Annotated in this window: 12 protein-coding genes and 2 tRNA genes; 7 read left to right on the top strand and 7 right to left on the bottom strand. The window is 63.1% G+C overall.

Annotated features, from left to right (window positions below; all coding sequences use genetic code 11):
- Nucleotides 1-52: 52 nt before the first annotated feature.
- From HK107_RS10690 to HK107_RS10675, 4 genes are all read right to left on the bottom strand, one after another.
- Nucleotides 53-1,012, bottom strand: a complete 960-nt coding sequence (locus tag HK107_RS10690) for a beta-ketoacyl-ACP synthase III (RefSeq protein ID WP_173199578.1) — start codon at nucleotides 1,010-1,012, stop codon at nucleotides 53-55.
- A complete protein-coding gene (gene plsX, locus HK107_RS10685; protein WP_173199576.1) occupies nucleotides 1,012-2,091 on the bottom strand; it encodes a phosphate acyltransferase PlsX in 1,080 nt (359 codons plus the stop codon). Before plsX ends, HK107_RS10690 begins: the two co-directional genes overlap by 1 nt.
- 41 nt (nucleotides 2,092-2,132) lie before the next feature.
- Nucleotides 2,133-3,332 carry a glycosyltransferase family 4 protein gene (locus tag HK107_RS10680; RefSeq protein ID WP_198912392.1) on the bottom strand — a complete coding sequence of 400 codons (1,200 nt, stop codon included), beginning with the start codon at nucleotides 3,330-3,332 and terminating at the stop codon, nucleotides 2,133-2,135.
- Between the two features lie 316 nt (nucleotides 3,333-3,648).
- Complete coding sequence (locus tag HK107_RS10675) at nucleotides 3,649-4,521, bottom strand: N-formylglutamate amidohydrolase (protein ID WP_173199573.1); 873 nt, start codon at nucleotides 4,519-4,521, stop codon at nucleotides 3,649-3,651.
- 173 nt (nucleotides 4,522-4,694) lie between these two features.
- Here HK107_RS10675 and cpdR point away from each other — a divergent pair, with 173 nt between their 5' ends.
- The 4 genes from cpdR (at nucleotide 4,695) to HK107_RS10655 (ending at nucleotide 8,004) form a co-directional block, all read left to right on the top strand.
- Nucleotides 4,695-5,054, top strand: coding sequence for a cell cycle two-component system response regulator CpdR (gene cpdR, locus HK107_RS10670; protein ID WP_173199571.1), 360 nt, complete (start codon nucleotides 4,695-4,697; stop codon nucleotides 5,052-5,054).
- Between the two features lie 98 nt (nucleotides 5,055-5,152).
- Entirely contained in the window at nucleotides 5,153-5,350 is a 198-nt protein-coding gene (locus HK107_RS10665; RefSeq protein ID WP_173199569.1) for a hypothetical protein, read from the top strand.
- A 52-nt stretch (nucleotides 5,351-5,402) separates the two neighbouring features.
- Nucleotides 5,403-5,477, top strand: a tRNA-Val gene (locus HK107_RS10660).
- Nucleotides 5,478-5,886: 409 nt separating this feature from the next.
- The gene (locus HK107_RS10655; protein ID WP_173199566.1) at nucleotides 5,887-8,004 is read left to right on the top strand and encodes a toll/interleukin-1 receptor domain-containing protein; all 2,118 of its coding nucleotides are present in this window, start codon (nucleotides 5,887-5,889) and stop codon (nucleotides 8,002-8,004) included.
- Between the two features lie 3 nt (nucleotides 8,005-8,007).
- Here HK107_RS10655 and HK107_RS10650 read toward each other — a convergent pair whose 3' ends face one another.
- Nucleotides 8,008-10,395 (bottom strand): RyR domain-containing protein, encoded by a 2,388-nt coding sequence (locus HK107_RS10650; RefSeq protein ID WP_173199564.1) that lies wholly within the window; start codon nucleotides 10,393-10,395, stop codon nucleotides 8,008-8,010.
- Nucleotides 10,396-10,626: 231 nt separating this feature from the next.
- Here HK107_RS10650 and HK107_RS10645 point away from each other — a divergent pair, with 231 nt between their 5' ends.
- Together HK107_RS10645 and HK107_RS10640 are read left to right on the top strand one after the other, a co-directional pair.
- Nucleotides 10,627-11,490: an acyl-CoA thioesterase gene (locus HK107_RS10645; protein ID WP_173199562.1), complete on the top strand. Its 864-nt coding sequence runs from the start codon at nucleotides 10,627-10,629 to the stop codon at nucleotides 11,488-11,490.
- A gap of 43 nt (nucleotides 11,491-11,533) precedes the next feature.
- A tRNA-Val gene (locus HK107_RS10640) sits at nucleotides 11,534-11,608 on the top strand.
- Between the two features lie 11 nt (nucleotides 11,609-11,619).
- Here HK107_RS10640 and HK107_RS10635 read toward each other — a convergent pair.
- Nucleotides 11,620-12,351 (bottom strand): SDR family NAD(P)-dependent oxidoreductase, encoded by a 732-nt coding sequence (locus tag HK107_RS10635; protein WP_173199560.1) that lies wholly within the window; start codon nucleotides 12,349-12,351, stop codon nucleotides 11,620-11,622.
- Nucleotides 12,348-12,515, bottom strand: a complete 168-nt coding sequence (locus tag HK107_RS10630; RefSeq protein WP_173199558.1) for a DUF2256 domain-containing protein — start codon at nucleotides 12,513-12,515, stop codon at nucleotides 12,348-12,350. The genes HK107_RS10635 and HK107_RS10630 overlap by 4 nt, the downstream gene beginning before the upstream one ends.
- A 107-nt stretch (nucleotides 12,516-12,622) precedes the next feature.
- On the opposite strand from HK107_RS10630, the gene HK107_RS10625 reads away from it, so the two are divergent.
- Nucleotides 12,623-14,224, top strand: coding sequence for a M28 family peptidase (locus HK107_RS10625; RefSeq protein ID WP_173199556.1), 1,602 nt, complete (start codon nucleotides 12,623-12,625; stop codon nucleotides 14,222-14,224).
- Nucleotides 14,225-14,266 lie beyond the last annotated feature (42 nt).

Genomic DNA, 14,266 nt, shown 5'->3' with positions numbered 1-14,266 from the left:
CGAGGGTCCGGAAGTTGATCTTTGTTAGCACGGCTGACCGATTGATCAAAGTTTAGGTGCGCAGAAGCACTGCTCCCCAAGTGAGCCCGCCACCCATTCCTTCAAGCATGCAGAGTTGTCCGCGACCGATCCGGCCATCTTTCCATGCCTTGTCGAAGGCAAGGGGGATGGAAGCTGCTGAAGTATTTGCATGTTCAGAAACGGTCGAAACGACCCGGTTTTCGTCGAGCTTCAGCTTTTTCGCGACGCCGAGGAGAATCCTCTGGTTCGCCTGGTGCGGAACGAACCAGTCAATGTCAGGAATTTCGACGTTTGCGCGCTCTGCGCACTCCACAATCGCCCGGCTGATTCGCGAAACGGCCTCTTTGAAGACCTTCGGACCGTCCATTCTGAGGTGCCCGACGGTGCCTGTCGCGCTGGGTCCGCCGTCGACATAGAGGATGTCGGAGAAGCTGCCGTCGCAGCGCATGATCGAGGCGAGGACGCCGCTGTCCTCCGCTTCTTCGGCTTCGAGGACAAAAGCGCCTGCGCCGTCGCCGAAGAGGACGCAGGTCCTGCGGTCTTCCCAGTCGAGGATGCGGGAGAAGGTCTCCGCCCCGATGACGAGGGCGCGCTTGTGCTGGCCCGTCTCGAGGAGGCTCGAGGCCATGCTCATGGCGTAGAGAAAGCCGGAGCACACGGCGGCGATGTCGAACGCCGCGCCGTGGCGGATGCCGAGCTCACGCTGGATGAGGGCCGCGCTGGCGGGGAAGGTCTGGTTCGGCGTCGCGGTGGCGAGGACGATCAGGTCGATGTCGCCTGGTTCAAGCCCTGCGTCTTCGAGGGCCCGCTTCGCAGCATCAGTGCCGAGCGAAACGGTGGTCTCGTCATCGCCAGCGATGTAGCGCTGGTGGATACCCGTCCGTTCACGGATCCATTCGTCCGACGTGTCGATCTTCTCGGCGAGGTCGCCATTGGTCACGACGCGCTTGGGCAGGGCGCTTCCCACGCCGCGGAGGATTGCTCGCATCATTACTCAGCAGCCGCCTGGGTCAGCTCTTCGACTTCGACGTTCTCGGCGCGCTTGGTCACCTTGGCCACAGTCTTGGCGATGGGTTCGATGAAGGGCTTCTTCGCCAGCTTCTCGGTCTTCATGAGTGCCGAGGCGAAGCCCTCTGCGGTGGAGCCGCCGTGACTCTTCACCACGAGACCGTTGAGACCGAGGAGCGGTGCTCCGTTCACGGATGCAGGGTCCATGCGCGCCTTGAGACGTTTGAGGGACGGCATCATCAGCGCGGCACCTGCCTTAGAGAGGAGGTTCGCGGTGAGCGCTTCCTTGACCCAGTCGCCGATCATGCGGGCCGTGCCCTCGGCCGTCTTCAGCGCGACATTGCCGGTGAAGCCATCGGTGACGACCACATCGACCTCGCCGCGAGAGATATCGTCGCCTTCGACGAAGCCCGTGAAGTTCATCTCCGGGTCTGCCTCGCGGAGGATCTTCGCTGCGTTCTTGATCAGTGTGCTGCCCTTGAGGTCTTCCTCGCCGACATTCAGGAGGCCGACGCGGGGGCGGTCGGTTTCCATGAGCGCGCGGCAGTAGGCCTCGCCCATGATGGCGAACTGCACGAGCTGTTCGGCGGTGACCTCGACGTTGGCGCCGACATCGAGAACAACGGCGTGGCCGTTCATGCTCGGCCACAGGGCCGATGCGGCAGGGCGGTCGACGCCGGGGATCATCTTCAGCTGCATGCGCGAGATAGCCATCAGCGCGCCGGTGTTGCCACAAGAGACGATACCGTCAGCATGCCCCTCTTTGACGTGGCCGATGGCCTGCCACATCGAGGTGCCCTTGGAACGACGCAGGACCCGCGAGGGTTTGTCGTCCATCTTGATGACGTCTTCAGCGTGAATGTAGCTGATAGGGTGGCCCGCAAGCTCCGAGTGGTTCTTCCCGGCCTCGAGCTCGTCCTCACGACCGAACACCGCAAGCTCAGCCGTCAGGCCGCGGCGGATCGCTTCCGCACAGCCGGCGAGGACTTCTGACGGTCCCTTGTCGCCGCCCATCGCGTCGACAGCAATCGTCAGGGGTCGGTCTTTATTCTCGGTGGCCATAAAGCCCTTTCGTCATTCGGTGACCGCAGCGGACAGGCCGCTTACGGAAGAATTGCGTCGTCGGCCATCTTGGCGGACTTGAGCCACCATTCCTGGTCGAAGCCCGGGATCTCGAGGTTCGAGATGAACTGGCGTGCGCCAGCTTCCCAGCTGAAGTTCATGGAGTGGGCGCGGCAGGCTTCGGGGTCGCGGTTCTTGAGGGCGGTCTCGATCGCAACCTTGAGGTCTTCATCCATGCAGCCTGCGCCTTCGGGAGCCTCGGCAAGGATCTCCAGCGGGCCGCGCACCGGGTAGGCGGCGACGGGCACGCCGCAGGCCAGCGCCTCGACGTTGACAAGGCCGAAGGTGTCGGTGCGGGACGGGAAGACGAAGACGTCCGACCCCGCGAAGTGCTTCACGAGGTCTTCGCCGTAGTGAGTGCCGGCCCAGTGGACATTCTTGCCCTTGTACTTGGCCTTGAGCTCTTCTTCCTGAGGGCCGTGGCCGACCATGACCTTGGTGCCGGGTAAGTCGAGGTCGAGGAAGTCCTCGATCGTCTTCTCAACGGCGAAGCGGCCGACATAGGTCATGATGGGGCGCGGCAGGCCTTCGAAGACATCGGTCTCCATCGGCCGGAACTTCTCCGTGTCCACGCCGCGGGCCCAGAGCTTCATGTTCTTGAAGCCCTTGCCTTCGAGCTCCTCAATGAGGCCCGGCGTTGCGACCATCAGGGTCTCAGCGTCATTGTGGAAGTCACGGAGCAGGGCATAGCCCCAGTCGATGGGGAAGCGGATCCGGTCGTAGGCGTACTCGGGGAAGCGGGTGTGGAAGCTTGTCGTGTATGGGAACTTCCGGCGCTTGCAGAACCTGCGCGTTGCCCGGCCGATGGGGCCTTCGGTGGCGATGTGGATCGCGTCCGGCTGGAACGTGTTGATCATCGACGCGACCTTCCGGTTCGGGAAGAGCGACAGGCGGATCTCATTGTAGCTCGGCATCGGAACCGAGTGGAAATCCTGCGGGGTAATATAGAGGACCTGGTTGCCCTTCTCGGTGAGGATCTCGCCGAGGGTGTCGAGGGTTGTCACCACGCCGTTCAGCTGCGGCTTCCATGCGTCGGTGGCGATGACGACTTTCAGGCCGCTTTCGGAGTTCGGCATTTCGAACTTCCGCTTGGGCCGGGGCAGGTTGCGCACCTTCCGCCCGATGTTCTTGAGACGGCTGGTTTCAGCCTGCGGCGAAGCTTCTTCGGGCGGTGTTGTCATGGCGTGGGGATAAACTGCTGCAGGTGTCGTGTCACCCGGCTTTCGCCAGCCACCTCGATCACCTGTCAGCTAGTCTTTGGTTTTTTGTAATCCTGCGTTGTGCAGTGCAAAAACGCACTTGCAAAATTCGTTCGCAGGTGCCACAAAAGGGGTGTTGGCGCTGCCAACATGCCCTTCCGGGCGTTTCCTCCCTAGACTGGTCGCGACTTCGGTCGCGGCCTTTTTTTTTATGGGTGCCTAGCTGTCAGAAGCAGTGCATCGCTGCAACAGCTATTCGTAACAATCTGCGACATTCCGCGTTGACAACGTGGGACTGTTACTCTGCCGCAACGGCCCCTGGGGCCCTTGCCATGACCACCCGATCGACAACCTGTTCGATTCGTTTGGTAAAACGGTGGAAGTCGCGGCTGCGCGCAACGCGGCGTTCATCCATGTAGAGACGGCGATTGATCTCGATCTGAAGGACCGAAACGCCCGAATCGGGGCTGCCATAGTGCCCGGCGACGTAGCCGCCTGCGTAAGGAGCATTCCTCGCGACCGAGAATCCCTCCGCAGCGAAGGCTTCCTGCCAGAGCTCTGCTTCCCTCGGATCGCAGCTGACGCCGTGCAGATCGCCCAAGACAATGTCGTGGAGCTTGCCATTGGCGAGGGCGGAGGATGGCATGGAATGCCAATCCACGACCACGACACGGCCGAATCGTTTCCGGCCCTTGGCGACGAGGCTCCGGAGGGCGTCGTGGTAGGGCTGGAAGCAGTTCTTCAGCCTGGCCTTGGCCTCTGAATTGGGGAGGCGGCTCCGGTAGATGGTTCGGCCGTCTGCTGCGAGCTTCGGGATGACGCCGAAGCCGGCGACGACGCGGCTGGAGCGGAACTCGTCAGCGCCCTCGACCTGGCCCTGGAAGATCGAAGGATCGAGCTCGCCCGGGGAGCGGTTCACGTCGACGAAGAGCCTCGGAAACTTCGCCTCGAGCACCGGCGCGAACTCCGTCGCGAACCGAGGGATCAGCTGGTCGACATAGGCGTCTTCTGATCGGCGTAGTGTTTCGAGCGGCAGGGGGGACTGACCTAGAAGCTTGCGGGGATAGTCGCGGCCAGCGTGGGGGCAGCAGAAGATGTAGGGCTGCCGCCAGTCCTCAGCTTCTGTGAGGACGTGGCCCGGATAATTGTCCTTGACGATACGCGCGACCATGCCGTCCCCAAGACGCCCTAAGTGATAACGCTAACCAAGGTTGCTGCGAGCGGCCAGACCTAAATGTGTAACATTGGGGACAAATTTGCCGGGGGGCAGGGCGGCTCTGGCTTCACCGCACATTAATATCGAAGTAAGTAGAATGACCGCGCAGATGAGAAGGATCAGAATCCATGGCCGCCATCCTCTTGGCCGAAGACGATGACTCGATGCGCGCATTCCTCAAGCGCGCGCTTGAAAAGGCAGGCCATGTGGTCGTCGATAGTTCGCAGGGTGACGATGCCCTGTCGGAGCTTCAGCTTCGCGAGTTCGACCTCCTCCTGACCGACATCGTGATGCCCGTCATGGATGGTATCGAGCTGGCCCGCAGGGCGGCTGACATCGATCCGGCCATGAAGATCATGTTCATCACAGGCTTTGCGGCTGTCGCCCTCAACCCGGCCAACCGCACCCCGCAGGAAGCGAAGGTTCTCTCGAAGCCCTTCCACCTGCGCGACCTTGTGGATGAGGTCGATCGGCTGATCGCCGCATAGAAAAAACTGCGATCTCGCTCGCTTTTTTGCGCCGCCGTTCCTTGAAGGGAGCAGGCGGCGTTCTTATCGTCTTACGGTAAGAGGAAAAGGGCCCTTCCATGAAAAAGATCGCACTCCCGCTCGCCGTTCTCAGCGCCGTTGCGCTCTCCGGCTGCATCATCACCGACACTGATGGCTACAGCGACAAGACCTCGCTTCAGGAGCGGACGCGCCTCGCCGTTGAAGCTTGCGGCGCAGGAAATGTCGCCAAGGTGTCGAGCACCGGCTTCACCTGCAAAGAACCCCTCGCCGAATAGGGAAATCTCCCGCTTGCAGCGACAGATGGCGGGGGCTATGCCCCCGCTTCGTGCTTCCGTAGCTCAGCGGTAGAGCACTCGCTTCACACGCGAGTGGTCACTGGTTCGATCCCAGTCGGAAGCACCATTTTTTCTATCTCACGATGCGCGGCATCTCCGATGGGGCGGACCAGTGGGTCCGGGCCGCGGTCGCGGCTTTGTTCCGGGTTCGATCTTTGATCGATCCCTCCACTGTTTCCTGATCTCACGGGCCGTGGGCCCTCCGATGGGGAGGGCTGGCCGCCCGGACGCCGGTCGGCGTCTTGTTTCGGGTTCGATCTTCGATCGCAACCCTCCACCGGTCCGCTTGAGAGTTTGCGCAGGACTAGGGCCTAGCTACTCCGTCCATCGCACACGCTTTATTGACCGAAAACAGATGCTTCCAGCGTGCTCCTCGAAAGTAGGCAGGTCTGTACTGGCCTGAAACGCAGTCTTGCCGGGCTGTCGGCTTGAGATGGTTAATAATGACAGCTACGTCATACGTTCGGGAGCGGGCTGTGACTGACGTATTCATTTCCTATTCACGGGGCGACAAGGAGCGAGTGCGCGTCCTTGCCGAAGAGCTTGAGCGCAGTGGGCTGAGGGTCTGGTGGGACTCGCACCTGACGACTGGCCACGCCTACCGGCAGGAGATCACGGAGAAGCTCGACGAAGCTGGTCTGGTGATCGTTGTCTGGTCGCGTCTTTCTGCGGCTTCGCGCTTTGTTTGCGACGAGGCCGATGAAGGTGCCCAGCGGGGCAATCTGTTCCCTGCACTGATCGAACTCGTCGATATCCCTCTCGGCTTTCGCCAGATCCAGACGGCTGACCTGACCCATTGGCGGGGCGGCAGGAATGATGCTGCGCTCAAGAGCTTCATCGGGGCCATCCATGAGGCCGCGGGTGGTAGCAGCAGGCGGCGTGCATCCGCACCTGTTGAGAACGTGCCCGCCGCGTCCCCTGAACAGCCACGTCAGGCCATGCAGCGGACCAAGGCCATGAAGCGCCGCGAGCCCAAGATGCAGCAGCCGAAGAAGCGCAAGCAAAAGCATACCGTGACGGGGAAGGGGATCAGGACCAAGCTGATCTTCAACGCCCTCCTGCTCGCAGCGCTGGTGGCAGGCGGGTTCGGTGCGATCGCCTACACATCTGACTTCGTGTTTCCCGAGTGGCGGCCCGTCCTCGTTGCTATCATCTTTGCACTGACCTTCCTTGCACGGTTCGCCTCATTCGGCGCTGACAAGGCGACGGGCGCGGCGTCCATGCGGCTGATGTCAGGTTCCTTCATCACGCTCTTTGGCCTGGCTGCGATTTCGATTGCTCCCCTGGTGATGGAGGGCAGGCTCTACGCTGGCGCGCTCAAGGACGTGCAGATCGCCGGCATTGAAGGCGCGGACATCAACGGCGTGACCGTCGGGCCCCGCGGAGAGCGGCTGGTGACGGTGTCCGACGATGGCGAAGCGCGTGTCTGGGATGCCCGAAGCGGTGTCGGGCTCGGCACCTTCTCAGGCCACAGCAATTGGGTCTGGTCAGCTGATTTCAGCCCGGACGGCTCAGAGGTCGCCACCGCGTCACGGGACGTTTCGATCCGCGTCTGGGATGCCTCGACGCGGAAAGAACGGCTCGTGCTAGAAGGGCACCGCTCCTCCGTCTACGATGCGAAGTACTCGCCGGACGGCGCGATGATCGCGTCGGGTTCAAGCGACAAGACCGTGCGGCTCTGGTCGGTTGAAGACGGCTCTTCGCTGGCGGCGATGACGCGGCATACTGATGATGTGCGCTCGGTCGCGTTTTCGCCTGACGGCACGTGGATCGCGTCGGCTGGCGCGGACGGCAAGGTCTTCCTGTGGAACGTCGGGCGTCGCGCTTTCCAGCGCACGATCGGCAGCGGCAATGCCCAGTGGAACGAGGTCGCCTTCAGCCAGGACGGCCAGCGCATCGGCGCGGTCAGCGATAGTGGCGCGGTCAGGGTCTGGGACCTGCGCGGCAACTCCGTGATGCGGGCCTCGGTGCCGGGCAAGGCCTTCGGGATTGCGTTTGCCGGAGAGCGCGTGGCGGTGGGTTCGATCGACGGGGTCCTGCGGATCTTCGATATCGCCTCAGGCGCGACGCTTCTCGAAAGCTCCGGGCACGGAGATGCCATCCGTGATGTGGATGCGGATGCAGAAGGCACCTTTTTCGTCAGCGGCTCACGCGACAACACGGCTCGGGTCTGGGAGGCTTCGACGGGCGTTGAGCGGCAGGTGGTGGGCCATATCAGCTCGGCGCTGGAGCTTCCCTTTGCGCTTGATCTTCCGCCCGTGGCCGTTGCGTCTCGCGCGCCGCATTCGGTGGCGTTCCTTGACGACAAGGAGCGCACGGCAATGCTTCTCGGCAAAGGGCTCGCAGCTGGATTTGGCCTGTTGCTCATCGGCCTCGTGCTGAAGACGATCCTTGCACTGACGCCGCTCAAGGATGCCGCGAGGTTGGTGACGCCAGCGCTCTTTGCGGCAGGGGTCGGGTATTATGCCCTCCTCATGCTCTCGGCGCTTCCTGCTGAAGCAGCGATGCTGTGGGGCACGCTCGCGTTCGTTCCTGCGACGGTCCTTGGGCTGATCAGGTGGATGGGTGCTGCGACCCTGATGAAGGCGCGCTGAGCCTCACGCTGTCGGTGAGATGAGCACGATCTCCGCTGGCTTTTCCGGCGGGGTGAAGGGGCTCTCGAGCGCGTAGTCGGCAGGAACCGTCCCTTCCTTCGCCCAGCCAACGATGGTTGCCGTGCCGCCGAAGCCCCGAGCAGGCTCTTCGTCCCAGACAGCCAAGAGGGTGTGGCAGCGGCGGGCGATATAGCCCCCTGCGAGGGCATACTGATGATCGCGTGCCTCGGACACGCCAGTTGCATCGGGAGCGACGTCCGCGAGGTCGCCGTATAGGAGGGGCAACTCGATCACCCGCTCGGCCCCTGCAACGAGGTTCAGGAAGGTGTTGAGCCCGCCTTCCTCTTCTTCATAGTCCCGCCTGCTGGCCTCGAAGGGGAGCGGGAAAACGGCTGTGTAAGGAACACCTGCAGCCCGGGCAGCTTCGGCGGCGAGGCTGTCGGCACCTGTTGCGAGGGGGGTCAGGAGGGTGACGGCGTCCTCGGGATGCTCGGCCTTCAGCCTGCAGAATGCCTCGATGAGCAGTGCGCGGACGTGGGCCTTGTCGAAGGGCCTGTCGGTGCCGAGCCTGTGCCCCGTGATGCCCACCACATGCTCCTTGCGCACTGAGAGCTTGGCCGCCCTGAGCGCGCCGCCCATGCGGGCGACAAGGGTTTCGTCGATCTTGCGGGCGTCTTCGGGCAGCTCTTCATAGGGGCGGAGCAGCGGATGCTGCTTGGCGGCGTCGACGCGCTTTTCGGCGTAGGACCAGCCAGAGAGGAACCGCTCATGGGTCCAGCGCTGGTGCTCCATCCGGGTTAGCCGCCCGGTTGCGTCAGCGCCGAGATTGAGATCGCTCCGCCAACCCGGCTCCGCGATGATCCGTGAGCCGATGGTCCTGGCTTTCGTCCAGAGGTGGTCGGCGGCATGGCGGCAGCTGTCCCGGAACTCGGGCGCCAGGGTCTGCCAGCTCCGTTCAGCCGCGGGTGTGACCTGGCCTCCTTCATGGAGCTTCGCAGCTTCGTTGACGCCGAGCTGGTAGGAGAGGTGGATGTGCCGTGCGATGGCTTCGCGGGCTGTGTCGATGACCGTGGGCTCAAGAGGATCGCGCATATCGCCGGAAAGCATGGCGTCATAGCCGCCGAAGGTTTCGACGCCATCGGGCCAGCTCGAGATATGGTCGTCGTCCGTGCCCTGATCACCGCTCAGGAGCTGGCCAATTCCGGTCGGTCGCTCGAAGCGGACGAAGATCGGGGCGTTGAGCCTGCGCGGTTCTTCGGCGGGCGTGCCGTTTGGCTTCATCAAGAGGAGGCGCCTGAGGGACAGGGCGGTTGCGGCAGAGGCCGTCGCGTCCTCGTGGCAGACGACATGCGCCGTCGCGCCCTCGGGCAGGCAGTGATAGTCGTCATTGGCGATGCCGGTTCGGTGGAAGGGGAGCTTGCGCACGTCGATCTCAGCGCAGTTCTTGAGCCCGGGCCGCCATGCAGAGAGCTTCTCTCGCGCTTCCTCGACATCGTCCGTGAGCAGCGTGATCTTCATGGGCGCGTCCGGGGAGGGTCTGCTCTGGCGGACCGCTTCCACCATGATCTGCGAGGCGAGGCGGTTAAAGCCGTAGACGGCGAGATGGAGCTGGTCCTGCCCTTGCGCCTCTGCCGCGCTGTCGAGGGGCCAGCTTCTCCACAGCCTCCTGGCCGAAGTCTCTTCGAGGCTGAAGAAGCGGGGGTGCAGGCGTTCCTGCAAGTGGCCGTAGCCGAAATACTCCGCTAGCTGATCGCCGAGCTTCGGATTATCAATCCGCATCCAAAGATCGAGCGGCGGCCGCTTCTTCGGTCGGCCGGAGAGGTAGCCGTCTAGGCGGGTGAGGAGGGTGATCGCTTCATCCGTATCGGGAATAAAGGAGATGAGCACGTCGGCGCGGTCGACCATGGCCTGTTGGAAGAGCTCGTCGGTGCCGAAGTCCTCGAGAAGAACCGCGCCGATGCGGGAGAGGGCGAGCTGTTCGTCTTCACCAGCGGCCTCGCCAACGACGATCAGGCGCGGTGCCCTGCGGCCTTTGCTGATCCCCTCCATCAGGAGGAGGCTCTCCTTGTTGAGGCCGAAGACCACGGCGTGGCGGCGCATCCTGAGGAGCTTCCAGTCGCGGTTCAGCTTCGCAACGACGCTGCGGCCGAGGAGCTCGACGATGCCGATCACGGTGGCGAGCGGCGCGATGAAGCTCATGCCCCTGAGGACGGGGCCTTCCTCGAAGGCCCAATCGCCGTTGAGGGCGAACATGGCGACGATCCGGTAGGCATCATGGAGCGTGTTGCCGGTGCCGCCGCCACTGCTCTCAAGGGCGATCAGCCCTGTGAGAAGGAAAGCGACGAAGAAGAGGACGAACCCCAGAAAACGCCTGACGACCCGTGATTCCAACGCTGCCTGTCCTCCTCGGCCTTCTCAGGAGCTTCGGGGAAGTTGCGGGTGCGCGCTACGTCTGAGCGCAGTGTTCTCTTTTCTTGATGGGTGCTGGATCAAGTCAAGCATGACGGCCGGAGAGACCACCTCCCCATTATCGTCATCCTGGACTTGATCCAGGATCCATCTCGAAGGAATCGAAGCGCGCGTGCTCTTGCCAAGCCGCTCGCTGCGGCGCACCCAAGGGGAATGACCCCAGCCGAATCGCTTCTGCAGCTTCTCGATCTCGAAACGCTTGACCTGAACCTCTTCCGCGGGGCCCGTGACCCCGAGGCCAAGGGCCGTGTTTTTGGCGGCCAAGTGGTGGCCCAGGCGCTTGCCGCCGCCGCCCAGACAGTGAGCGAGGACAGGCGCGCGCATTCGCTCCACGCCTATTTCGTCAGGCCAGGCAATGACGCCCTGCCGATCATCTACCGGGTGGAACGGGACCGCGACGGCGGGAGCTTTTCGAACAGAAGGGTCATCGCCCAGCAGAACGGCGAGCCGATCCTCAACATGATCACCTCCTTCCATAAGCCGGAGGAGGGCCTCAGCCATCAGGACGAGATGCCAGACGTGCCGGGGCCAGAGGAGCTGCGCTCTGATTCCGAGATCGCGCCGGAGCTTACTCACCTGCCCGAAGGCTTCCGCAACTTCATGGCGCGGGAGCGGGGGGTGGAGCTCAAGCGGGTGAACCTCGATCCGCTCTATGGGCGGAAGACCGAGCCGACCCAGCACATGTGGTTCAGGCTGACCGCGCCTCCGCCAGACCCAGCCATCGCCGGCAGGGCAGTGCTTGCCTATGCCTCGGACTTTGCGCTGCTGGGGACGTCGATGCTGCCTCATGGGCTTCACTGGACCTACAAGGGGCTGAAGTCTGCGAGCATTGACCATGCGGTCTGGTTCCATTCGGACCCGCAGGTCGGTGACTGGCATCTCTACACGATGGATTCAGGCTGGTCCGGCGGCGCAAGAGGCTTCGCAAGGGGCCGGATCTTCAACCAGAGCGGCGATCTCGTGGCCTCCACGGCGCAAGAGGGACTTATCCGCTACAAACCCGAAAAAGAGGGTTGAGCCGCCTCACCTGTTTCGCTATTGCCGCGCTTCCGGCGGTTCAGCGCGTATAGCTCAGCGGTAGAGCACTTCGTTGACATCGAAGGGGTCCCAAGTTCGATCCTTGGTACGCGCACCACCGGCCTTATCTCAAAATTCGATCCGCTTGCCCGCATAGTCGAAGCAATCGCCTGAGTTTTCCGGCGTCAGGCCGTCGAGGGTTTTCAGCATTTCGCCTGCTGAGTACTCAGGCGTGAAGAGCTTGCCTTCCGGAACGTTGCCCTGGAAGGGCTCGGATAGGCCCGTATCCACCGTACCCGGATGGATACCGGCGATGACTGCGCCCTTGTTCCTGCGGGCGGTTTCGATGGCGATGTTCCTGAGCAGCATGTTGAGCGCTGATTTCGACGCGCGGTAGCTGTGCCAGCCGCCGAGCCTGTTGTCGGAGATCGAGCCCACCCTTGCCGAGAGCGCTGCGAAGACCGAACGCTCCTTGTCCAGATGATTGACGCTTGCTTTCGCGATGAGCGCGGGAAGCAGGGCGTTGATGCGCATCACTTCGAGGAAGGCGTCTTCCTCGAGCTGCCGCAGCGCCTTTTCCGGCTGGTAGCTGTCGGAATGGAGCGTGCCCGTGGCGACAATGACGAGGTGAAGCGGGTTTCCTGCCGCAGCTTCCTCCGCGGCAACCTTGAGGGAGGGCTCGTCCGCGGGGTCATAGGTGACGTGCCTCGCTCCTGCCCCTGTCCCCGAGCGCGAGAGGGTCACGACCTCACCGCAGGCCGGGTCTTCCGCGAGGTGGTTCGCGAAGGCCCGGCCTATGCCGCCCGATGCGCCCCAGACGGCGGCGCGAAACCCCTGCGGGAAGCTTGTCAGTGCGCTCATGCGGAAGCCTTGCCTTTCTTGTCACGGCGGCAGCGTTCGGAGCAGTAGACGACCTCGTCCCAGACCTTTTCCCACTTCTTCCGCCACGTGAACGGGCGGTCGCAGACCGGGCAGGTCTTTTCGGGGAGGTTGCTCTTCGCCACCTGTTTGCCGCGCTTTCTCATGGTGGGGAGATAGGCGTTGCGGCGCGGCGGGCCTCCCCGACGCATGGACGCAGGAGCCGCCAGCGGCTAGCTAGCCTCGCAAGTTCCAGTCTTCGGAGACGGTTTTCATGATCAACCGCACGATCCTGCGCTCTGCCGCAGTCCTCGCCATGGCCGCGGGGCTCAGCGCCTGCGCGTCCTTCAGCCCTTTCAGCGCCTCTCTCGACAAGCGGGTGAAAAGCCACGTGGCCTATCTCGCGGACGACGCGCTGGGCGGCCGGGACACGGGCGCTCAGGGCTATGAGCTGGCTTCGGACTATGTCGCAGGCTTCTACGCTCGCAGCGGTATCGCGCCGGCAGCTCCTGAGTACCGCCACAATGTGCCGCTCTACAATGTCGACCTCGGCGCGACGGATGGCAGCCTGACGATCAGCTCCAAGGGCAATTCGATCGAGACGACCGCTGGCGAGAACGTCGTGTTCCTCCCGGCTGTCGGTGACATGGGTGTTGAAGAGGCCCGGGCCGCCGGTCAGGTCGTCTTCGTCGGTGACGGCATCGTGGCGCCTGAGCTTGGCCTTGATGCCTACAGAGGTATCGATGTCAGCGGTAAGATCGTCATGATGATCAACGGCGCGCCGGAGATCGAGGACAACCCTGCTTCGGTCCACCTCCGCCGCAACGACACCAAACGCAACTTCGCAGCTGAGCGGGGCGCCATCGGCATCCTGCGCGTCGATCCGAACGGTCGCGCGATCCAGCAGTTCACGAACTTCGCCCGCCCGGGCCGCACGCAGGTGAGCCTTGGGCAAGGCTACGCCAAGCCGCTGGCAACGGCGCTTCTTGGCAAGGACGCTGCTGTGTCCATGTTTGAAGATGCGGGTCAGGACTTCGACGCTGTCGTTGAGAAAGTCCGCGCTGGCGAGAACATCAACTTCTCTTTCCCTGCCTCGGCTGTCCTTGAAACCGGCGGCAAGGCTGAGCCGATCGACGCGTGGAACGTCGTCGGCGTCATTCCGGGCACGGATCCTGCGCTAAAGGGTGAGGCGATCGTCCTGACCGCGCACCTCGACCATGTCGGCACCCGCGACGATGGCAATCCGGAGACGGACGATATCTACAACGGCGCCCTCGACAATGCGACGGGTACGGCCATCATCATGGAAGCGGCCCGCAAGATCGCCGAGGCTGGCGAGAACCGCCGGACGGTGATCGTCGCGGCCCTCACGGCAGAAGAGAAAGGCCTCCTCGGCGCTGCGCACCTTGCGCGGAACATCGGCTCGCTTGGTTATGAGGCCGTGGCGAACGTGAACATTGACATGCCGGTGCTGGTCTATCCGCTGAACTCGATCATCGCGTTCGGCATGGAGTATTCATCGCTCGAAGCGCCGTTCAAGGCCGCTGCCGCAGAAGTCGACCTCTACGCATCGCCCGATCCTGTCCCGCAAATGTCGCTCTTCGTCCGTTCGGACCACTACCGCTTCGTGCAGGAGGGCATCCCGTCGCTCTTCCTCTTCAGCGGGATGGAGGGTGAGAACCTGCAGAACTTCCAGACGTTCATGCAGACGCACTATCACAAGCCTTCGGATGACATGGACCTGCCCATCAATTGGAAGGATGCGGCCAAGTTCACCACCCTGACCGCGGATCTCGTGACACGGATTGCCAACGACCCCGAGCGTCCGACCTGGAACGAGGGCGTTGTCTTCGCCAAGCGGAAACCGAAGGGCTAAACCCCCGTATTGACGGTCATGCAGAAGCGTGGCCAAGGATCC

The sequence above is a fragment of the Parvularcula mediterranea genome (assembly GCF_013085255.1).
GTDB classification, from domain to species: domain Bacteria; phylum Pseudomonadota; class Alphaproteobacteria; order Caulobacterales; family Parvularculaceae; genus Parvularcula; species Parvularcula mediterranea.
Note: the sequence above shows the minus strand (reverse complement) of the source record. Positions and strands in the feature narration are given on the sequence as shown.